Source organism: Terrabacter sp. 2RAF25 (genome assembly GCF_052115265.1).
Lineage (GTDB): Bacteria > Actinomycetota > Actinomycetes > Actinomycetales > Dermatophilaceae > Terrabacter.
Map to the genome: position 1 here is coordinate 578,634 of NZ_JBFRGJ010000003.1, position 19,984 is coordinate 598,617.

The window sequence follows — 19,984 nt, forward strand, 5'->3', positions numbered from 1 at the left end:
GAGCACTCATCCACTCCGCCTCGATCGCCCCCTGAGAGCTCATCACCGACCCTCGCCGAGGGGCTCCCGAAAGGGCACCGGGAGCGGTACTGGAAGGGGCGCCAGGGACGCGCGCGCCTCGGCGAGCAACGCCGACTCCGCCCGGTCGAACACATCCTGGGCGGAGTCTGGCGTGTCCCCGATCGCCGTCATCCCGACCTGCCCGCACTCGGTGATCGAGCTGATCATGTGGAAGACGACCCCGGACTGGCGGGACGGGTCGAAGTGCAGACCGGTCCGGGCGACGAGGTCGAAGAGGTCCTCCACCCGCAGGCCCTTCAGCGCAGGGTCCTCCAGGTGGTCCGTGGCGACGAGGTGGCGCACGTCGCCGGCCGGGGTGCGGAAGAGGCCTTCCTCGTGCCGGTAGATCCCGTCGGTGAGGAAGTGGAGCGTGAGGAACGGGTGCGTCGTCCCGCCCCTGCGCAGGTTCACCTCGATCGCATGGGCCTCCCACCGCGAGCCGTGCCGCACGACCACGAAATCGAGGGCGAACCGACCCAGGACGCCCTTGTCCGCGAGCACCCGCCCCACCTTCTCGGCCTCGCGGGTGATCGTGGTCGCGTATGCCGGGTCGGCCGGGGAACGCGCGCCGAGGTACATCTGTCCCGTCGGTCCGCCGAGGACCTGGTCGTGGGTCGACAGGATCTCGAGCTCACCCACCGGCGTGACCCGCATCTGGACGCTCGGGCTGCGCACCTCGTCGCCCACGACGCGCTCCTCGAGAATGCCTCCCCGCTCGTCCAGCCGCCGCAGGTACGTCTCGACCTGGACGTGCGAGTCCTCGAGCTGCATGGCACTGACCCGCTGCGCGACTGCCCTCCGGAGCTGCTCGTTGTCGGCGACGTCCTCGTGGTCCGCCGGCAGGTCCCGCAGGTCGACCAGCGCGTTGCCGGAACCCGACGCTCCCTCGTTGAGCTTGACCATGGCCCACTGGGCCGCGGGTCGGGTTCGACGCAGGGCGATGGCGGCCTCCAGGAGGTCGTCCGTCGTGTGGAGGTCCTCGGCGCCGAACGGGAACTCGACGCCGGACTCGGCGAAGACGCGACGGCAGCCGCTCTTCGTGCCCAACGGGAACAGGCGTGGGTCGGCGGCATACATGGGGATGCCGAGCAGCAGCGCCAGGTCACGCTCGTTGGTCGTGCTGTTGTACGGGATGAGGTGAGAGCGCCCGGTGTCGGGGATGAGCGAGGCGACGTGAGCGAGCACCCGGGGGCGCGCCAGCAGCTTGTCGCTGAGGGGCGCGGGCGAGGAGTCGCCGACGGACACCAGCGACAGACGAGAACGCGCGTGGCTCGGGATGACCCCGGGGAGCAGCGACAGGTAGTACTCGATGATCGCCTCGTCGATGGGCATCGACGTCACGTAGACCATGCGAAGTCGGGGCTGACGCAGCAGGAGCAGCAGGAACAGGAAGCGCTCCTCCATGGCCTGGTTCAGCGCACCCGACCAGTGGCCGACCCGGTCGACGCTCATGGACGGCACGACGACGACCGACTCCGTGGGGTCGTCGTGGCGAATCAGCCGCCAGACGTCGGCGAGCCGCCCCTGGAGGTCGTCGAAGAGCCTTCCCCGGTCGTCCTCCGTCAGGCTCGCAAGGTCGTCGGCCGCACGGGCGCCGGGGGTGCCATCAGTGGTCACGCTTCCTCCTTCGGGGTGGACGCGTCGTCCGACAGACCCAGGACCTCATGGACCTCGAGGGGACGAGCGATGCCGCGCAGCTCGAGGGGTCCGAGCGACCGGGTCTCGAACCGTCCGTCCAGTCCAGCGCGAACACGAGGGCTGATGAGCACCTGGCGCGCGGCCGCCGCGGCGCACAGGCGCGCTGCCACGTTGGTCACCGTTCCGATGGCGGCGTAGTCCCAACGCCCTTCGAAGCCGACTCGACCCAGGGTCGCGTACCCCTGGGCGATGCCGACGCCGAAGCCGAGGTCGTGACCACGTCGGCGCCAGGACGCCGCGAGCTCGTCCACACGGTCACGCATGGCGAGCGCCATCCGGACGGCGCGCTCGGGGGCGTCGGGGCACGGTGGCGGGTCGTTGAAGAAGACCATGAGCCCGTCACCAGCGAAGTGCTCCAGCGTGCCCTCGTACGCGAAGACGAGCTCGCCCAGCACCGCGTGGTACTCACGGAGGACCGACGTCGTCTCCTCCGGTTCCGCGGTCTCGGCGAAGGCGGTGAAGCCACGCAGGTCGGTGAAGACTGTCGTGATGTCGCGACGGTGGCTCTCGAGGAAGGACTCGTCACCGGACTCGAGGATGAGCCCGGCGATCTGGGGCGAGAGGAAGCGCCGCAGCCGGTTGAGTCGCTGCAGATCCTCGACCTGCGCCTCGACCCGCGACTCGAGCTCGGTGTTCCACCGCTCGAGCGCCGCCGCCTGTTCGAGGACGGTGGCGTGGAGGCGCTTGACCCGTGCGAGCGACCGGACGCGCGCCATCAGCTCGGCCTGGTCGAAGGGCTTGGTGATGAAGTCGTCCGCCCCCACCTCCAGGGCACGGAGCCGCTCCTGCGTGCCGCTGGCGGTCACCATCACGACAGGGAGCAGTGCGGTTCGAGGGTCCGCCTTGATCCTGGCGCACGTCTCGTAGCCGTCCATCTCCGGCATCAGGACGTCGAGCAGCACCACGTCGACGTCCGTCTCCGTCAGGGCGTGGAGGGCTGCTGCCCCGGACGGTTCCGACCTGACGACGAAGCCACGGGGCTCGAGCACCGCGTGCATGAGCTTGCGGTTCTGCTCGAGGTCGTCCACGACGAGGACCGACACCCCGGTGAGGGGCGCGAGGGTGGGCGTGACCGAGGCCGTCGTCATCCCTCCACCCCGTCGTTCCGGCGAGGCAGGTGGCGGCGCACCTGGGCGGCGAACTCGCGCACGCTGATCGGCTTCTCGAGGTAGCCGGAGAAGCCTGAGGTCAGGACCCGCTCGCGGTCGTGACGCATCGCGAACGCCGTCAGGGCGACGACGGGAATGTGGGCCGTCGGTCCGTGCTGGCGGATGAGCGCGAACGCGGCGAAGCCGTCGATGCCGGGCAGCTGGAGGTCCATCAGGATGACGTCCGGCAGCGTGGCCCTGGACTGCTCCACCCCTTCCTCGCCCGTCGTCGCCACGACCACCGAGAAACCGGCGTACTCGAGGACGTCGCGCGCGAGCTTCAGGTTGCGCGCGTTGTCCTCCACGAGCAGGACCACCGGCGATCGGCTCACGGCTCCTCACCTCGGCTCCCGCCGTCGAGGTGCGCCGAGGCCACGGCCGCGAGGCGGCGAGCGAGACCGGGAAGATCGAGGCCGGCCTTCTCCGCCACGAAGGCGATCCGCCCCTCGAGACGTGACCGGTCCTGTGGTGTCAACGATTTCGCGGTGAGGACCACGATGGGCGGCCCGTCAGAGTCGCGGTCGGGACGCAGCTCGTCGATGACCGCGAAGCCGTCCACCTGAGGCATGAGCAGGTCCATGACGACGACGGACGGCGACACGGCGCGCACGACGTCCGCCGCCTGCTGGCCGCCGGTGCACGTGTGAACGGTCCAGCCGAGGGGCTCCAGGGTGCTGCGCACGAGCTTGAGGGCGAGGGGGTCGTCGTCCACGACGACGACGCTGAGCCGGTCCGGGTCGACCTGCGCGCCCGCGACGCCTTGCGGCAGCAGGCGCGTGACGGCCGCCAACAGGTGCTCGCCCCGCACGGGCTTCACGAGGTACTCGGTGGCACCGAGGGCGAAGCCGCGGCCGCGCTCCGGCTCCACGCTGACGATGACCACGGGCACGTCCGCCGTCGCCGGGTCCGACTTCAGCTCGGCCAGCACGTCCCACCCGTTCATGCCCGGCAGGTGGATGTCGAGGATGACGGCGACGGCGTCGTGCGTGCGGACCAGCTCGAGCCCCCGCTCACCGGTCGGGGCGGCAACGGCCCGCAGACCGGCGGCGTGCAGGTGGAGCTCGACGAGCTCCGCGGAGCGTGGGTCGTCCTCGATGACGACGACCGTCGGTCCGGTTCCGCCGAGGTCGCCCTCCAGCCAAGGGTCCTGCGCCGTGTCGGGGGCCCTCTCTGGCTGGGGGATGACGACGCCGAAGGTGCTGCCCCTGCCGGGGGCGCTGGTGAGCCACAGACGCCCACCGTGCAGCTCGATGATCCGGCGGCTCAACGTGAGGCCGAGCCCTGTGCCCTCGACGGACGAGGCCGTGCGCTCGCCCTGCTGGAACGAGTCGAAGATCCGCTCCTGGTCGCTCGGGTCGATGCCGATCCCCGTGTCGGACACCGTGACCTGCAGGTCGCGGCCCTCACGCCAGGCCCGCACCTCGACGGTCCCGCCGTCCGGCGTGAACTTGACGGCGTTGCTCAGCAGGTTGAGGAGCACCTGCTTGAGGCGCAGCTCGTCGGCGGTCACCGGACCGAGCGGCTGAGCGTCCAGCACCAGGTCGATGGAGTGCAGGGCGGCCCGCTCGCGCACGAGCGAGAGCGCCTGCGCCACGACGTCGTCCATGGGGAAGGTCGTGAGGTCCAGCTCCATCCGTCCTGCCTCGATCTTCGACAGGTCGAGGATGTCGCCGAGGAGCGCGAGCAGGTGCCGCCCCGCCGAGTGGATGTCCTGGAGGTAGTCCTCCTGGCGCTCGTTCAGCTCGCCGAACATGCGCTCGAGGAGCACCTCCGAGAAGCCGATGACCGCGTTGAGCGGCGTGCGGAGCTCGTGCGACATGCTGGCGAGGAACTCGGACTTGTGCCGGCTCGCGTCGGCGAGCTCGACGCTCTGCTGCTCGAGCTGCTGGTAGAGGCGGGCGTTGGTCAGCGCAACGGCCGACTGGCTCGCAAACGCCACGAGCAGCTCGCAGGTCTCGGCGCTGAAGGCGCCCGTCGACTTGCGGCGCACAACCAGCGCACCGACGACGCGGTCAGGGCGCGTCAGCGGGATCGCGACCAGCGAGCGCCACCCTGCCGACCGGAGCACGTCGAGGTGTGGGTCGAGTGGCGTGGGCTCCGCACCGAGGTCGGCGATCTGGAGGACCGTCCGGTCCCGGGCCGCTCGCCCCACCCAGGTGTGGTCGATGTGGATCTTCGCCCTCCGCAGGGCGTCGACGACGTCCGGGCTGGTGCCGTGGACCGTACGCACGCCGAACAGCCCGGTCGCCTCGTCGAACTCCATCAGTGAGCCGCCGTCGGTTCCCGACAGCTCGACGGCATGGGAGACGATGGTCTTCAGCACCTCGTCGGGAACGAGGGTCGAGCTGATGGCCTGCCCCACCTCCGCGAGGGCCTCCAGCTGGTCCACCTTGCGCGCGAGCTCGGCGGAGCGGCTCTCCAGAGCCGCGACGAGCTCCACGTGCCGGACGGCCAGCGCCGCCTGCCCGGCGAAGGTGGTCAGCAGGGTCGTGTCGCTGTCGTCGAACGGGGCCACCTCGTTGCGCCAGACGTTGAGGGAGCCGACCACCTGGTCCCCGACGATCATCGGCGCGCCCATGATCGAGCGGTAGCCACCCACCCGCTGGTAGTCGCTGCGGCCGTACTCCGGGTCGGCGAGGACGTCGTCGATCTGCTGCACCGTCCGGTCGAGGGTGACCCGCCCGACGAGCGTGCGCCGGTCCCTGGCGAGGGGGTGCTGCGCCGCGAAGTCGAGGTAGGCAGGCGTGAGCCCGCTCGAGCGCCCCAGCACGTAGGAGTCGCCCTGGACGAGGAAGATCTGGGCCACGTCGGCGTCGAGCAACCGCCGGGCGCTCTCGACGATCGCCCCGAACACGTCGTCCCGGCTGCCGGACCCGGATGCGCCACGGGTGAGGACGTCGAGGATGTCGCTGGTCGCACGCAGCTGCTGCTCGACCTGCGCCAGTCGTCCCGACTCGCGTCCGTGGGCGCCGGGAACGTCGGAGCCGGCCTCGTCGTTGCCGGGCTGCCCGAACTCTGCCATCGAGTCCCCCATCGCGCGATGCATCAAGCTGCAGTCGTGGGTCGTCCCGTAGCAGTCTGCTCCTGCCGGGTTTGCCCGGCGAGGAAACCTCCGAGATCCGCCCCTTTTGTGGGGATTCCCGGTGTGCTTCGGCCTCCGGGTGACCGGGACAATGACGAAGGCCCCCACACTGTGGGGGCCTTCGTTGCCGCGCGATGCGCTGTAGTAGCGGGGGCAGGATTTGAACCTGCGACCTCCGGGTTATGAGCCCGGCGAGCTACCGAGCTGCTCCACCCCGCGTCGGCAAGAGCAACGTTACGCGAAACCTCCCGCAGGACCAAATCGAGGTGGCACGTCGGCCCAGAGACCGTGTTGTTTCAGCGAAATGCCCTGCGGCAGCACGCGATTCGCGCGCTGCCGCAGGGCATTCGGAACGTGCAGGCGTCAGGGGGCCGCGGGTGTCGACTTGGGCGACGCGTCGACCGCGCGCTTGAGAGCGTCCTTGAGCTTGGTCTGCGCCTGGCCGTACGCCGCGAAGTCGCCTCGCTTGAGTGCGGCCTCGCCCTCGGCGTACGCGGCCTCGGCGTCGCTGAGCGCCTTGGTCAACGCCGGGGCGTTCGGGGTGCCTGCCTGCGAGGTCGCGGTCCCCGTCGGGGTCTGCGACGGGGTGCCCGTGGTCCCCGGGGTCGGCGTCGAGGTCGGCGGGGTGCCGGTCCCGTTGTCGCCGGCCTGGACACCCGAGCCACCGAAGAGGTCGTTCAGCGCGGCGTCGAGCGACCCCGCCCAGGCGATCTTGTCGCCGAAGGCGACGGCGACCGCCGAGAGCCTGGGGTAGGTGCCGGAACCGCTCGAGCGGGCCTGGACGTAGATCGGCTGCACGTAGAGCAACCCGCCCCCGACCGGCAGCGTCAGCTGGTTGCCGAAGATGACGCTGGCGCCGGTCGACGACGTCGTCGAGATGAACTGGGCGAGCGTCAGCTGCCGCCCGAGAGAGGCGTCGTTGGAGGTGACCGCCGAGGTGCGCATGTCGTTGAAGACCTGGCCCGGCCCGTTGACGGAACCGCCGGTCGTCTCGAGCAACCGCATCGTGCCGTAGCTGTCGGCCTTCTTGCCGCTCTGCGACCCGGCGTCGCCGTCGACGGCTAGGAACCCGGAGAGCACGTTGCGGTCACCGGTCGGCATGAACGTCGAGGTCAGCGAGAAGGCCGGGCGTGCCTGGTCTGGCATGGCCAGCGAGAGGTAGTACGGGGGCTGGAGGAAGTCCGACTGGGTGGGGTCGTCCGGCACCCGCCAGAAGTTCTGGCCGCCGTAGAAGGAGGACGCGTCGGTGTCGTGGTACTTCTGCAGCAGCGTGCGCTGCACCTTGAAGAGGTCCTCCGGATAGCGCAGGTGCTGCATGAGCGAGCCCTTGATGTCGGAGAGCGGCTTCACCGAGTCGGGGAAGATCGACATCCAGGCCTTGAGGATCGGGTCCTTCTCGTCCCACTGGTAGAGCGTGACGGTGCCGTCGTACGCGTCGACCGTGGCCTTGACCGAGTTGCGGACGTAGTTGACCTGGCCTGCCTGCACGGCCCGCACGGAGTTGCGCGTGCTGGTCACGGCGTCCTCCGTCGCGGTGTCGAGCGTCGTCATCTCGGAGTACGGGTAGTTCGCCGACGTCGTGTAGCCGTCGAGCACCCAGAGCACCCGGCCGTCCACCACCGTCGGGTACGCGTTGCCGTCGAGCGTCAGCCAGGGCGCCACCCGCTGGACGCGGTCGCGCGGCGTGCGGTGGTCGAGGATGCGCGAGTCGTTGTTCACGGCGTTGGAGAGCAGGAAGTTGATCTCGCGGTACTTCACGGCGTACGCGAGGCGCTTGATCCCGTCGAGCGCGACGCCACCGGTGCCGGCATACGTCGTGTTGATCTGCCCGGTGCCCCGGGGGTCCGGGTAGTCGAACTCCTGCTTGTCGCCACCGACGATGGAGTACTCGGGCGAGCTCTCACCGAAGTAGATGCGTGGCTCGTACTTGCCCAGCGCCCCCTGCGTGCCGATCTGGGACTCGATGAAGGTGGGGCGTCCGTCGTCCTCGCGGGTGTTGCCCTTGGCCGCGACGAGGCCGTAGCCGTGGGTGTAGACGGTGTGGTCGTTGAGCCAGTTGCGCTGCCCCTCCGGGACACCGCTCAGGTCGAGCTCGCGGGCGGCGATGACGGTGTCCTGGGACTTGCCGTTGAGCTGGTAGCGGTCGACGTCGAGCACGTCGGCGAACTGGTAGTAGCCCTTGCTGGCCTCGAGCTGCTTGAAGGTGGGGGTGACGACGTTGGGGTCGATGAGCCTGATGCCGGGCACCGTGGCCGCGTCGTCACGCAGCGCGTTCCGCTCGGCCACCGTCTTCGTGTCGTAGGGCTTGACCTCGATCGTGTTGAAGCCGTAGGCCGCCCGCGTCGCGTCGATGTTGTGCTGGATGTAGGGCACCTCGAGCGACTTCTCGGAGGGGCGGACCTTGAGCGACTGGACCAGGGCCGGGTAGATGCCACCGACCGCGACGACGATGACGGCCAGGACGGCGACGCCGACGAGCGGCAGGCGCCACGAGCGCGTCCAGATGGTCGTCAGGAACATGATCGCGCACATCACCGCGGCGACCGCGAGGATCCCCTTGGTCGGGATGATCGCGTGCGACTCGGTGTACTGGATGCCGGTGATCTTGGTCGACTCGGCGGTCGCGAGGTTGTAGCGGTCGACCCAGAAGGCGACCGCCCGCACCAGCACGAGGGCTGCCGCGATCGCGGAGAGGTGCACGCGTGCCGCGTGCGTGGACCGCATCTTGTTGCCGGCGACGATGCCGCCGTAGAGGTAGTGCGTGAAGGCTGCGGTGATGAAACCGATGACGAGGATCATCGTCAGGAAGGCCACCACGAAGTTGATCCACGGCAGGTCGAAGACGAAGAAGCTGATGTCGAGCTTGAACTCGGGATCCTGGGTGCCGAACGGGTTGCTGTTGCGCCACAGCAGGAAGGTGTCCCACTGGGTGGCGGCCGACAGCCCGGCGAACAGCCCGACGGCCAGCGGCGCGGCGACGGTGGCCGTGCGGCGCATCGGCTCGACGAGCTGGCGGTAGTGCTCCATCGCCTGCGTCTCGGGCGACGGAGCGTAGATCGGCCGGCTGCGGAAGGCGACGTGGATGCTCGACCACACCATGGCGGCCGTCAGCAGGCCGCCGACGACGCCGAGCAGCAGCTTGGTGAGCAGCTGGGTGGTGAAGACGCCCGAGAAGTGGACCGACTGGTACCAGAGCACCTCGGTCCAGAACTGCGCCGCGATGGCGATGACCACGAGCAGTGCGGCAGCCACCACCAGTGCGGTGACGAGCGGGCGTCGGGTCGGCGGCAGGACCGTCGTCTCCCCACGCCGGTGCGCGCCGGAGTCGTCGTCGTTGAAGTTGCCCGGCGGAGGGCCGAAGTTGCTGTCGCTCACGTGGCGTGCCTTGGGTGCGAGGGCGGGCAGGTGGTCGGGCGGAGCCCGGTGGCAGCCACCTCGGGCCGCCTGCGGCAACCATAACCCGCGCGCGCTCCGGGCCAGCGGGGCGATACCGCACCGTGACCCGTCGTCCGACGATCGGAGGCCCGCGCACCGAGCTGATCACCCGGCACCGCCCGGCTGTGTGCCGCACGGTGGCAGGCGTGCCGGACGACGCCCCGCACGCCGCTCACGCCGCTCACGGCACACGGCGACGGGCCACCGTGCGGCATACGGCAGCATGGGGGCGTGAACGCGCAGCCCGTCATCGACCCCCTCGCCATCGCCGCCCTCGACACCGAGCGCCACGTCGCGGCCGCCGGCTGGGACCAGCCGGCCAGGCTCTTCGCCCTCGTGCGCACCGCCGACCTGCTCGAGCGCGAGCCTCAGCTGCGCGACCAGATGGGTCCGGCCGACCTGGCCGAGGGCGCTCTCACCGCAGTCGAGCAGGAGGGCCTCCCGACGACGAGCTCGCTCGAGACGCTGCTCGGGCGACTCGCCTGGCCCGACGAGGTCGACGGCTGCGCCTTCGCCATCGAGCGCATGGTCGTGCCGCCCGAGGCCGAGCGCGACCTGCCCACGAGCGGCGACGATGCCGTCGACCACCTCGCCGCCCACCCCGACCGCAAGGACGTGCGGCTCGTCGTCGCGGTGCTGCGCGACGGGACGTCGATCTGCCTGCTGCGCCAGCGCGACCACGACTCGGACGACGCGGTGGCGACCGGCAAGGACATCGCGCCCGGACTCGTCGAGGCGCTCAGGGCGACCTTCGAGGACTGAGCCGAGTCGCCTGCCGTTGCGGTCGGCGGGATCCTCCCGCGTGAGCGTCAGCAGCGCGGCAGCGACCCCGTGCGCCCCTTGGCGACCGCCTCGACCGCGGTGCGGGCGTCGTCGAAGGTGCCGACCTTGAAGACGTCGAGCCCGTCGGGCACGTGCCCGACCACCTCGTCGCAGTTGTCGGCCGGCGCGAGGAAGACCTGGGCGCCGTCGGCGCGGGCGCCGGCCAGCTTCTGGCGGATGCCCCCGATCGGGCCCACCTTGCCCTCGTCGTCTATGGTGCCGGTGCCGGCGATCTGGTGGCCGGCCGCCAGCGGGCCGGGCGTCAGCTTGTCGTAGATGCCGAGCGAGAACATCAGCCCGGCCGACGGGCCCCCGATGGCGCCGGCATCGATCTTGACGGTGGCCGGGAAGTCGTGGTCGAGGCCCAGCAGCACGCCCAGCGCCGTGCGGCCCTCCTGGCCCACGATGGTCGGCACCTCGAGCTTCTGCTCCTTGCCGCCCCGCGTCACCGTGACCGAGACGGTGTCGCCCGGGCGGGACTTCTGGAGGGCGTCGCGGACGGCCAGGGTCGAGGCGATCGGCTCGCCACCGATCGCGGTGATGCGGTCGCCGACCTTGAGCAGGTCCTTGGCCTTGGACGAGTCGGTGAGACCGGCAACGGCGATGTGGGTCGGGACGTTCTTCCCGATGGCCCGCAGCGCCACCGCGGTCGCCTCCTCCTGGGAGCCCTCCATCTGGATGGCGTTCTCCTCGGCGACCTGCTCCTTGGTGACCTGCGGGTCGAAGACGTCGTCGACCGGCAAGACCTCGCGCGCGGGGTCGATCCAGGCCTGCAGCACGTCCCAGGCGTCGACCGGGTAGCCGGGGCCACCCTCCACGCGGACGGTGGTGAAACGCAGCGCGCCGTCGGTCGGGTAGGTGGGCAGGCCGGTGACCGAGATGATCGGCGTGTTCTTGCCGTCGCCGGACGAGCCGAGGGTGTCCTGGGTCGGGCCCGGACTCATGACGGCATACGGCAGGTGGACGACCGAACCGACCACGATGACCACGAGGAAGAGGAAGAACGCCGCGAGCACGGCCTTGTTGCCGCGGGTGAGGGTGCCCCGGCTCTCGCCGTCGAGCAGCTCGGCGCGCGTGGGCAGCTCGGTGTCGGGAGCCTGCTCGGGGATGCGCTTGATCGTCTTCACGGCAGACCCACCCACTCGTCGGCGCCGTCGGCGAACTGCTGGTGCTTCCAGATCGGGATCGTCGCCTTGAACTCGTCGATGAGCCGGCGGCACACGTCGAAGGCCTCGCCGCGGTGCTCGGCGCTCACCCCGACGACGACCGCGATGTCGCCGACGTCGAGGTGCCCGACCCGGTGCACGACGGCGATGCGCACCGCGCGGCCGTCGGCAGCGAGGCGCTCGGCGAGCTCGCGCGCGGTGTCGGCCGCCTGCGGGTGGGCCGAGTAGTCGAGGTGCGTCACGGCGCGGTCGCGCCCCTGTGCCGCAGTATCGGAGACGCCGGTCCCGGCGGGGCCGTCGTGGTCGCGCACGGTCCCGACGAACAGGCAGACGCCGCCGGCCCGGGGGGAAGAGACGCTCGCGAGCACCTCGTCGACCGACAGGGGCGTCTCACGGATCTCGGCAAGGGTGACCGTCACGCCGGCAATCGTATGCCGCCGAGAAGACAGCTGCTCCCACGGAGCGCGTCGGACGGCACCGTGCACGGGAACCAACGCGGTCGATCCGTGGTTGTCTTGGGTGTACGGCCGAGCGGCCGGCACGACACCAGTTCGAGTGGGGATGAGCACGCATGGCCGACGACCGCGGACGCGGTGACGACAACCGCAGCGACCGGGACGACGATCTCCCGGAGAGCCCGGACGAGCGCGACGAGCAGCAGCAGCGAGGGCCCGACCGGGCGCCCGGCGAGTCCCCCTTCGGACTGCCCCTGAACAGGCCGGCCGCGAGTGGTGCGGGCGCCGGCGGCACCGGGCCCGGCGACATCCTCCCCGACCTCGCCGGGATGGACCCCTCCGACCTCGGCGCGATGCTGGAGAAGGTGCTCGGCGAGGCAGCCGAGAACCCCGATCTCGCCGAGGCGATGCGCTCGATGGGCGTCGACCCCCGTGATCCCGCGACGCAGGCCGCCATGCGTGCCCAGCTCGGCACGTTCATGGCCGCCCAGCAGTCGCCGACCGGCTCCCGCGACCTCGCCACCGAGGTCGCCCGTCGGCTCGTGCTCACGGTCGAGGGCAACGACGTCCATGACGACGCGGCCTCGCGAGCCGTCCACGATGCCGTCGCCGTCGCGACCCTGTGGCTCGACGAGCAGACCACTCTCGATGCCCCCGCCTGGCGCGCGACCGGCCTCAGCCGGGCGGAGTGGGTCGACACGACGATGCCCCGCTGGTTCGAGCTCATCGAGCCGGTCTCCGACGGCGTGACCGCCGCCACCTCCGATGCCATGCGCAAGCAGATCGGCGAGCTCGGGCCGGAAGCCTTCGGCGAAGCGCTCCCGGAGGGGCTGCCCGCGGGGTTCGACCCGCAGCAGATGGTCGAGCAGTGGGCACCGATGCTCGGCAACCTGAGCCGCCAGATGTTCGCTGCCCAGCTGGGGCAGGCCGTCGGCACCCTCGCGACCGAGGTCGTGAGCGGCACCGAGGTCGGGCTCCCCCTCACCGAGCCCGGCCTGGTCGCCCTGCTCCCCGGCAACGTGGCCCAGCTGGCCGAGTCGCTGGAGCTCGACGTCGCGCAGGTGCGGCTCTACCTCGCCGTGCGCGAGGCGGCGCGGGTGCGCCTCTTCTCCGCGGTCTCCTGGCTCGGCCCGCAGCTGCTCTCGGCCGTGTCGGACTACGCCCGCAACATCACCATCGACACCGAGGCGATCGAGTCGGCGCTGTCGACGATCGACCCCTCCGACCCGGAGGCCCTGCGCACAGCGCTGCAGGGCAACCTGTTCCGACCCCAGCCCACCGCCGCCCAGCGCACGGCCCTGGGCCGGCTCGAGACGCTGCTCGCCCTGGCCGAGGGCTGGGTCGACCACGTCACCGACAAGGCGACCGGCCGGCACCTCCCGCAGTCGGCGGCGCTCGCAGAGACGATCCGCCGGCGTCGGGTGGGCGGCGCCGCCCAGAAGACCTTCGCCGGGCTGGTCGGCCTCGAGCTGCGCCCGCGTCGCCTCCGCGATGCCGCGAACCTCTGGGCCGCGTTGGAGAGCGCCGGCGGGCAGAGCCTGCGCGACGGCCGCTGGGCCCACCCCGACCTCGCTCCCACGTCGGCAGACCTCGACGACCCCATCGGTTTCGTGGAGCGCGCCACCGGCGACGGAACGACCGAGGGGCAGGCGACCGACCGAGGACTCCCCGAGGGTCTAGGTGACGGTCTGGGCGAAGGGTTCGGGGACGACCTCGACTCGGTGCTCAAGGGGATCCTCGACGAGGCCGACCGCGAACGCAGCGGCGAGCCGTCGGCCGGGCCCGCCGCGGCACCCGAGACCTCACCGGGCCACTCCGGTGAGCCGGACGAGCCCCGCGACCCGGAAGACCCGCAGCAGGGCGAGAGCCGGTGACCGGAGCGGCTTCCAGCCTGCCGTCGACCGCCGCCACCACCGAAGGAGCAGCCGAGACGACGTCCATCGCCTCGGCAGCTCCGACGTGGCGCCTGCTGCACGACGACGCCCTGTCGCGGCTCGAGGCCTGGGTCGCGCCCGACGACGAGCAGGAACAGCTGCGCCTCACCTACCTCGCCCACCTGCGCGCGCATCCCGACGCCGTGAGCAAGGCAGGCCCCCCGGCCCACCTCACGGGCAGCGTCATCGTGCTCGACGAGTCCGGCGAGTCGGCGCTGCTCACCCTGCACCGGCGGGCCCGGCAGTGGTTCCAGTTCGGCGGTCACTTCGAGCCCGGCGACGAGTCCGTCTGGCACGCGGCGACCCGTGAGGCCCGCGAGGAGTCCGGCATCGCCGACGTGACGGCGCTGCCGGAGATCGTGCAGCTCGACCGGCACGTGCTCGTCGGCGACTTCGGGCGCTGCAGGGAGCACCTCGACATCAGGTTCGCCGCCGTCACGCCACGGTCGGCCGCCGCGGCTGTGAGCACGGAGTCGATCGACGTGCGCTGGTGGCCGGTCGATGCCCTGCCCGAGGGCACCCGCGCCGAACTGGGCCCGCTGGTTCGCGCAGCGGCCCGCGTCATCAGGGGCTGAGAGTCCGAAACCGGCAGACACGGACCTTTTCGGGCCGCGACACGTGCTCCGCGATGTGATCTGCGTCATGCTCTCTCATCACTCGAGCCACATGAGTCACACGGCACGGACGCCGACCCACCCACGCGTCATGCTCCCTGGCACGCGTGCAGGTCACCGATCCCCGGCGTCGGAGCGCGGTCTTGCACGTCCTGAACGGCCCCGTCGGGACCGTGCGGCACAACGGGTGGGCGCGTCAGCCCGGCACGAGCGATGACGCCGTCGAGGGCGCACGGGGAGTACCTCGAACAGTCGGTCCGCGGCTGCGCCAGGACCGTCGAACGCACGATGGCCCGCCGGACGGCATACGGCCCCGGCGGCGCGGCTCGACGGTCAGTCGTCGCTGACGTCGAGGCCGGCCGCGGCGGAGACGCCCTGGAGGTAGCCCCGAGCGCGCTCGAGGCGCGGATAGCCCCGCAGCAGCTCCCAGAACTCAGGCCCGTGACCCGGCTGGAGAAGGTGCGCCAGCTCGTGCAGGAGGACGTAGTCGACGACCCACCCCGGCATGCCACGGAGCTTGTCGGACAAGCGGATCGAGCCCTCGGCAGGGGTGCACGAGCCCCAGCGGGAGTTCTGGTTGCCGACCCACCGCACGCTCGACGGAACGGCGCGGCCACCGAGGTGCTCGCGGGACAGCGCGAGGGCCCGCTGCTCGAGGTCCCCGTCGCTGCGCTGCCTGCGCTGCTCGGACGCGGCGACGCGGGCGACCATGGTGCGCACCCACTCCCCCTCCTCGGCCTGGCTCATGCGTGCGGGGACGAGGACGACGAGCCGCCCCTCCTGCCGGTAGGCGGACACGGTGCGGCGACGCTTGGCGCTGCGGCGGACCTCGACGGTGACACCGTCGACCACGGTGTGCACCACCTCCCGCCGCGTCGTCGCCATGAGGGCAGGGTAAGCCCGCCGACCGACAACGGCGCGGAGCACGGCACCGACACGTCCGCGCCCGCACGGCATACCCCATTCCGGGAGGCCACGCCAAGCGGGGATGAGCATGATTTCGTGCTCAGCGTGCTCTAGGGTTGAACGAGTCGAGGCGCCCGTCGGATGGGCGCCAGCAACAAGGAGACTTCAATGGCTGACGAGACCTACAAGGGCGAGTTCTACTGCGTGAAGTGCAAGGAGAAGCGCGAGGCCGAGGGCAAGGTTGTCGTGTCCGACAACGGTCGCCGCATGGCCAAGGGCCAGTGCCCCGTCTGTGGCACGAACCTCAACCGCATCCTGGGCAAGGCCTGACCAGGTCACGCCGGCGTCGCTGACGCCGCAGATCGAGGGGGCGGGACCACAACGGTCCCGCCCCCTCGTGCGTGCCCCAGCGAGGGCACTTCGGCCCGGGCTGCTCGGGCTGGACGCGAGCGGGAGAACGCCGCGTGCGGGGCCTCGGGGGGCGATCCGACCCCAGGCGGCCTGTGGACGACGACGGCGGCGTCCCCCGAACGGCTGCGAGCCTGACCACCGAGGGTGGCTGCCGCTGGCGGCGTCACCGGGTCAGGAGGTCCCATGTCTGCTGCCGTGCCGTCCCACCCGCGCGTCCCCGTGTGGCTGCGCCCGTTGACCCGGCGCCAGGGCGAGGTGCAGTTCGGGGTGCTGCCCGGAGGCCCGGTCGTCAAGGGCATCAGCGAGGCCGAGGCCGACCTGCTCGCGCGCCTCGACGGGACTCTGCCCCTCGGCTCGACCTACCGCGTGGCTGCAGGGGCCGGCGTGCCGGTCGAGCGGTGGCGGGCGCTGCTCGAGCTCGCCCAGGACCTGGCGATCCTCGTCGACCACGAGAGCGACGTGTCTCCCGAGGACCGCGCGGCGCAGGCACGCGTCGTCGTCGACGGCTCCGGCGGCCTCGCCTCCGAGATCGCCGCGGCCCTTGCGAGGAGCACCGTCACGGTCGTCCACGGGCGGGCCGCGCTCGACCGCTCGGTGGCCGCGCCCGAGCGCCCCCGGCCCGACCTGGTCGTGCTCATCGGGTCGCCGGTCGTCGACCCGCGTCGCGGCGACCTCTGGCTGCGACACGGCGTACCTCATCTGCCGGTCGCGCCCGCAGGGCCGCGGACGGTGGTGGGGCCCCTCGTCGACGCCTCCCCCGGCGGTCCCTGCCTGTGGTGCCTCGACCGGCACCGGGCCGATCGCGACGAGGCGTGGCCCACGGTGATGAGCCAGGCGACCCCTCCCCGGCAGCTGACCCTCGCCGGGCCGCCCGAAGGGGTGCACGAGGCCCTCCAGCCGGGCCTGACGCAGCTCGTCGTCGGGACGGTCACCCTCCTCGTCACCGGTCTGCTCGAGGGGCACCCGCCACCGCCGGGCGTCTCCGTCGAGGTGAGCCTGCCCTGGCCGCGCATGGACCACCGCCGCTGGCCCGCGCACCCGCTCTGCCCGGCGCACCCGGCGACGCGCGGCTCGCGCGACCCCGCGGCTCGACCGTCGGGTGTCGGCACAGGGCTGACCCACCCGTCCGGCGACGTGCTGCGTCCGGGAGCCTGAGCCAGACACGTACGCCGCCACCCACCCCGACGCGTATGCCGCCACGCACGACATAGAGTCGGGGGCGGGAGCGGGCCAGCCGAGGCACGCCCCGAACGCCAGCCGGCGCCGTCGCCCACGAAGGCCGACGCCGTGGAGTCGCCCGAGGAGGTGTGGCCGTGACCGACCTGCCGCGCAAGGCCGTCGTGCGCTCCGCCAAGCTCGCCTCGGTGCCCCTCGGTTTCGCCGGACGCACGGCACTGGGCATCGGCAAGCGCCTGGGCGGCCGGCCCGCCGAGCTCGTCGCCGCCGAGCTGCAGGCGCGCACCGCCCAGCAGCTGTTCCAGGTGCTCGGCGAGCTCAAGGGCGGGGCGATGAAGTTCGGGCAGGCTCTCTCGATCTTCGAGGCCGCCCTCCCCGAGGAGCTCGCGGTGCACTACCGGGCCACCCTGACCAAGCTGCAGGACAGCGCGCCACCGATGCCGACCACCTCCGTGCACGGCGTCATGCGCGCCGCGTTCGGCACCCGCTGGCGCAGCCGGTTCGAGTCCTTCGACGACCACCCCGTAGCCTCCGCGTCGATCGGCCAGGTGCACCGCGCCGTGTGGAAGGACGGCCGTGACGTTGCGGTCAAGATCCAGTACCCCGGAGCCGGCCCGGCGCTGATGAGCGACATCCGACAGATCAGCCGGGTCGCGAAGGTGGCCGCCGGCTGGGTGCCCGGCATCGAGCTGGGCCCCATCCTCGACGAGCTGCGCGACCGGATGGCCGAGGAGCTCGACTACCGGCTCGAGGCAGACTCCCAGGCAGCCTTCGCGGCAGCCTTCGACGGCGACCCTGACTTTGCGGTGCCGCACGTCGTCGACGGTCGTGAGCACGTCATCGTGTCCGAGTGGCTCGACGGTCTGCCCTTGTCGCGCATCATCGCCGAGGGCACCCAGGAGCAGCGCGACACCGCGTCCCAGCTCTACCTGCGCTTTCTGCTCGCCGGTCCGGCGAGAGCGGGGCTGCTCCATGCCGACCCCCATCCCGGCAACTTCCGCATGACCCCCGACGGGCGGCTCGGCATCATCGACTTCGGCGCCGTCAACCGCCTGCCCGAGGGCATGCCGCCCGAGATCGGGCCCCTGCTGACGACCGGCCTCGAGGGCAGCGCCGCGGACGTGCTCGACGGGCTGCGTGAGATCGGCTTCGTCAAGAGCGGCATCGACCTCGACCCCCAGCGGCTGCTCGACTACCTCGAGCCGTTCATGGCGCCCTTCCGCACCGACACCTTCGCATTCAGCCGCGAGTGGCTCCGGGGGGTGTTCGCCCACATCAACGACCCACGGCAGCCCAACTACGCTGTCGCCTACAAGCTCAACCTGCCGCCGGAGTACCTGCTGATCCACCGGGTCTGGGGTGGGGGCATCGGGGTGCTGAGCCAGCTCGGCGGCACGGTGCACGGGCGCTCACTCGTCGACGAGCTGCTTCCGGGGGCCGACCTGCCGCCCGTGGGCGAACCGGCCTGACGGGTCTTCAGGGTCGGGTCTTCACCACCGGGTCTTCACCACCGGGTGTTCACCACCAGTCGGGGTCGAGCTTGCTCTCGATCGAGCGGAGGTTGTCGCGGCTGCAGCGCTCGCAGGTCTACGTGGTGCGGCCGCGCTCGGTGCCGCGGCTCCAGGTGAGCCGGGCCGATGCCTGCTCGTCGGTCGGCGGGGTCGTGCCGCAGCTCGAGCAGACGAGCACCGGGACGATCTCTGAGGTGTCCATGGGGTTCTCCCTTTCTCCGCCCTGCCAGTATCCGCCGACAGGGGTGGCTCTCGTGGCGCCACGCGGGAGTCGCGCACAGCCCGAAGGTGCCGCCCTCTCGCTCCGTCACGTGCGCGACGACGGCTCCCGGACATGAGGAACCGCGGGTGACGTGCGCGTCACCCGCGGCTCGCTCACTCGATTCAGTTGTCCTGCAACGCGCCCGACGGCGCGGTCGTTCACTTCTCGCTGTGGCGTCGACTGGCGCGGATCTCCTGGGCGATCAGCCGGGCGCTGCGACGGATGCCGCTGCGGTCCTGGCGCTGACTGCGCTGGTTGATCCGGTCGCGAGCCAGCATCTCGAGCTGGTTCATGACGATCTCCTGGTCTGTGAAAAGGGTTGGTGTTCAAGGTGTTGGGCAGCCGGGTCATGCGTCTTCACGCAGGCTCAGGCAGCCACGGGGTGCTTGCGCGGACGGCCGCGGGGCCTCTTGCGAGCCACGACTGCGCCCTGGACGAGCAGCTGCCCGCCCCAGACGCCCCACGGCTCCTGGCGCTCGAGGGCGCCGGCGAGGCACTGGGTCCGTGCGGGGCAGAGCCCGCAGAGGGTCTTGGCGAACTCGACGTCCTCCGGTCGCTCGGCGAACCAGAGCTCGGCGTCGTAGTCGCGGCACGGGATCGTCTCGCCGACCTGCTCGGCCTCGGTCCTCATGTCGATCAGTTCGCTCAGCTGCATCGTTCTCACCTCCGTCTCCGGGGCTCCGGTTCCCGGGCGCCCCTGCTCACTCGTCTCTGTCCTGCTCTCGGTTCGGGTCCGGAGGTCGGCACCGACGGTGCGCGACTCGGTCCTGCTGCTCGGCATCCGAGGAGTCATCTCTTGTGTCCCTGATCTGTCCGGCGCCCGGTGGGGCGCTGCTGCGGTGTCGGTAACTGCGGTGTGGGGCGGCAATCGGGTCGTGTGGCTGCCGGAGCTGCCAGGAGAAACACGAAGGCCGCGGACCCGGTGATGTCGGGTTCGCGGCCTGGAGGTGAGGCTTCTGGGTCTGTGTCAGACCGGGGGCCTCCCAGAGCGGGAGCGAACGACATCGATGGTCTTGTAGGCGGGGGCGGACGTGAGGCCGAGGACCGAGACGTCTCCCGTGATCGGAGCGCGGAAATCGGCGACGCGGCCGCCCATGACGGCGGCGACGGACACAGTGGTCCCCTGGGCCTCGAACGTGGAGTCCGCAAGACGGATCTGGCCGGCGCGCGGACGCACGGAAAGGACGCAGGTTGCTGCGTTCATCGTCATCGTGGTGATGTCCATGTGGCCGACCCTCCTATCTGCTTCTCGCGGGCCCCAGCCGGCTACCTGAGCCACTGGGCTTGACGTCCTAAAGGGTACG

At 71.3% G+C, this 19,984-nt stretch carries 18 protein-coding genes and 1 tRNA gene; 6 read left to right on the plus strand and 13 right to left on the minus strand.

The features are described 5' to 3' along the window. Window positions 1–42 precede the first annotated feature (42 nt). The 6 genes from AB4091_RS11645 to AB4091_RS11670 all read right to left on the minus strand — a co-directional run bounded on the left by AB4091_RS11645 (window position 43) and on the right by AB4091_RS11670 (window position 9,363). Window positions 43–1,677, minus strand: a complete 1,635-nt coding sequence (locus AB4091_RS11645; protein WP_442291905.1) for a peptide ligase PGM1-related protein — start codon at window positions 1,675–1,677, stop codon at window positions 43–45. Further along, on the minus strand, window positions 1,674–2,846 hold the full coding sequence (locus AB4091_RS11650; RefSeq protein ID WP_442291906.1) for a response regulator: 1,173 nt from the start codon (window positions 2,844–2,846) through the stop codon (window positions 1,674–1,676). The genes AB4091_RS11645 and AB4091_RS11650 overlap by 4 nt, the downstream gene beginning before the upstream one ends. Further along, window positions 2,843–3,238: a response regulator gene (locus AB4091_RS11655; RefSeq protein ID WP_442291907.1), complete on the minus strand. Its 396-nt coding sequence runs from the start codon at window positions 3,236–3,238 to the stop codon at window positions 2,843–2,845. Before AB4091_RS11655 ends, AB4091_RS11650 begins: the two co-directional genes overlap by 4 nt. Further along, window positions 3,235–5,928, minus strand: coding sequence for a response regulator (locus AB4091_RS11660; RefSeq protein ID WP_442291908.1), 2,694 nt, complete (start codon window positions 5,926–5,928; stop codon window positions 3,235–3,237). The genes AB4091_RS11655 and AB4091_RS11660 overlap by 4 nt, the downstream gene beginning before the upstream one ends. A 205-nt stretch (window positions 5,929–6,133) precedes the next feature. After that, a tRNA-Met gene (locus AB4091_RS11665) sits at window positions 6,134–6,207 on the minus strand. Between the two features lie 144 nt (window positions 6,208–6,351). Beyond that, on the minus strand, window positions 6,352–9,363 hold the full coding sequence (locus AB4091_RS11670; RefSeq protein WP_442291909.1) for a UPF0182 family membrane protein: 3,012 nt from the start codon (window positions 9,361–9,363) through the stop codon (window positions 6,352–6,354). Window positions 9,364–9,654: 291 nt separating this feature from the next. Here AB4091_RS11670 and AB4091_RS11675 point away from each other — a divergent pair, with 291 nt between their 5' ends. After that, window positions 9,655–10,185, plus strand: coding sequence for a PPA1309 family protein (locus AB4091_RS11675; RefSeq protein ID WP_442291910.1), 531 nt, complete (start codon window positions 9,655–9,657; stop codon window positions 10,183–10,185). Window positions 10,186–10,232: 47 nt separating this feature from the next. Here AB4091_RS11675 and AB4091_RS11680 read toward each other — a convergent pair whose 3' ends face one another. Continuing rightward, window positions 10,233–11,372, minus strand: coding sequence for a YlbL family protein (locus tag AB4091_RS11680; RefSeq protein ID WP_442291911.1), 1,140 nt, complete (start codon window positions 11,370–11,372; stop codon window positions 10,233–10,235). After that, entirely contained in the window at window positions 11,369–11,830 is a 462-nt protein-coding gene (locus AB4091_RS11685; protein ID WP_442291912.1) for a molybdenum cofactor biosynthesis protein MoaE, read from the minus strand. Before AB4091_RS11685 ends, AB4091_RS11680 begins: the two co-directional genes overlap by 4 nt. 152 nt (window positions 11,831–11,982) lie before the next feature. On the opposite strand from AB4091_RS11685, the gene AB4091_RS11690 reads away from it, so the two are divergent. Both AB4091_RS11690 and AB4091_RS11695 read left to right on the plus strand, forming a co-directional pair. After that, window positions 11,983–13,740, plus strand: a complete 1,758-nt coding sequence (locus tag AB4091_RS11690; RefSeq protein ID WP_442291913.1) for a zinc-dependent metalloprotease — start codon at window positions 11,983–11,985, stop codon at window positions 13,738–13,740. After that, window positions 13,737–14,375 (plus strand): NUDIX hydrolase, encoded by a 639-nt coding sequence (locus AB4091_RS11695; protein WP_442291914.1) that lies wholly within the window; start codon window positions 13,737–13,739, stop codon window positions 14,373–14,375. Before AB4091_RS11690 ends, AB4091_RS11695 begins: the two co-directional genes overlap by 4 nt. A gap of 372 nt (window positions 14,376–14,747) precedes the next feature. Here AB4091_RS11695 and AB4091_RS11700 read toward each other — a convergent pair whose 3' ends face one another. After that, a complete protein-coding gene (locus AB4091_RS11700; protein ID WP_442291915.1) occupies window positions 14,748–15,299 on the minus strand; it encodes a YgjP-like metallopeptidase domain-containing protein in 552 nt (183 codons plus the stop codon). A gap of 189 nt (window positions 15,300–15,488) precedes the next feature. On the opposite strand from AB4091_RS11700, the gene AB4091_RS11705 reads away from it, so the two are divergent. The 3 genes from AB4091_RS11705 (at window position 15,489) to AB4091_RS11715 (ending at window position 18,376) form a co-directional block, all read left to right on the plus strand. Next, a complete protein-coding gene (locus tag AB4091_RS11705) occupies window positions 15,489–15,650 on the plus strand; it encodes a DUF5679 domain-containing protein (protein ID WP_020143053.1) in 162 nt (53 codons plus the stop codon). 264 nt (window positions 15,651–15,914) lie between these two features. Next, entirely contained in the window at window positions 15,915–16,886 is a 972-nt protein-coding gene (locus AB4091_RS11710) for a hypothetical protein (protein ID WP_442291916.1), read from the plus strand. Between the two features lie 158 nt (window positions 16,887–17,044). Continuing rightward, on the plus strand, window positions 17,045–18,376 hold the full coding sequence (locus AB4091_RS11715) for an ABC1 kinase family protein (protein ID WP_442291917.1): 1,332 nt from the start codon (window positions 17,045–17,047) through the stop codon (window positions 18,374–18,376). Window positions 18,377–18,494: 118 nt separating this feature from the next. Here the strand turns inward: AB4091_RS11715 and AB4091_RS11720 are convergent, their stop codons facing one another. The 4 genes from AB4091_RS11720 to AB4091_RS11735 all read right to left on the minus strand — a co-directional run bounded on the left by AB4091_RS11720 (window position 18,495) and on the right by AB4091_RS11735 (window position 19,905). After that, the gene (locus tag AB4091_RS11720) at window positions 18,495–18,620 is read right to left on the minus strand and encodes a hypothetical protein (RefSeq protein WP_442291918.1); all 126 of its coding nucleotides are present in this window, start codon (window positions 18,618–18,620) and stop codon (window positions 18,495–18,497) included. 218 nt (window positions 18,621–18,838) lie between these two features. Further along, window positions 18,839–18,973 carry a hypothetical protein gene (locus AB4091_RS11725; RefSeq protein ID WP_442291919.1) on the minus strand — a complete coding sequence of 45 codons (135 nt, stop codon included), beginning with the start codon at window positions 18,971–18,973 and terminating at the stop codon, window positions 18,839–18,841. 74 nt (window positions 18,974–19,047) lie between these two features. Continuing rightward, complete coding sequence (locus AB4091_RS11730; RefSeq protein WP_386050389.1) at window positions 19,048–19,335, minus strand: WhiB family transcriptional regulator; 288 nt, start codon at window positions 19,333–19,335, stop codon at window positions 19,048–19,050. A 312-nt stretch (window positions 19,336–19,647) separates the two neighbouring features. Beyond that, the gene (locus tag AB4091_RS11735) at window positions 19,648–19,905 is read right to left on the minus strand and encodes a hypothetical protein (RefSeq protein WP_442291920.1); all 258 of its coding nucleotides are present in this window, start codon (window positions 19,903–19,905) and stop codon (window positions 19,648–19,650) included. Window positions 19,906–19,984 lie beyond the last annotated feature (79 nt).

What these genes read in the sequence shown, in the direction of transcription:
- AB4091_RS11735 (WP_442291920.1), bottom strand. Translation starts at nt 19,905, where the DNA reads ATGGACATCACCACGATGACGATGAACGCAGCAACCTGCGTCCTTTCC.
- AB4091_RS11705 (WP_020143053.1), top strand. Translation starts at nt 15,489, where the DNA reads ATGGCTGACGAGACCTACAAGGGCGAGTTCTACTGCGTGAAGTGCAAG.
- AB4091_RS11725 (WP_442291919.1), bottom strand. Translation starts at nt 18,973, where the DNA reads ATGAACCAGCTCGAGATGCTGGCTCGCGACCGGATCAACCAGCGCAGT.
- AB4091_RS11650 (WP_442291906.1), bottom strand. Translation starts at nt 2,846, where the DNA reads ATGACGACGGCCTCGGTCACGCCCACCCTCGCGCCCCTCACCGGGGTG.
- AB4091_RS11690 (WP_442291913.1), top strand. Translation starts at nt 11,983, where the DNA reads ATGGCCGACGACCGCGGACGCGGTGACGACAACCGCAGCGACCGGGAC.
- AB4091_RS11720 (WP_442291918.1), bottom strand. Translation starts at nt 18,620, where the DNA reads ATGGACACCTCAGAGATCGTCCCGGTGCTCGTCTGCTCGAGCTGCGGC.
- AB4091_RS11700 (WP_442291915.1), bottom strand. Translation starts at nt 15,299, where the DNA reads ATGGCGACGACGCGGCGGGAGGTGGTGCACACCGTGGTCGACGGTGTC.
- AB4091_RS11660 (WP_442291908.1), bottom strand. Translation starts at nt 5,928, where the DNA reads ATGGCAGAGTTCGGGCAGCCCGGCAACGACGAGGCCGGCTCCGACGTT.
- AB4091_RS11730 (WP_386050389.1), bottom strand. Translation starts at nt 19,335, where the DNA reads ATGCAGCTGAGCGAACTGATCGACATGAGGACCGAGGCCGAGCAGGTC.
- AB4091_RS11710 (WP_442291916.1), top strand. Translation starts at nt 15,915, where the DNA reads ATGTCTGCTGCCGTGCCGTCCCACCCGCGCGTCCCCGTGTGGCTGCGC.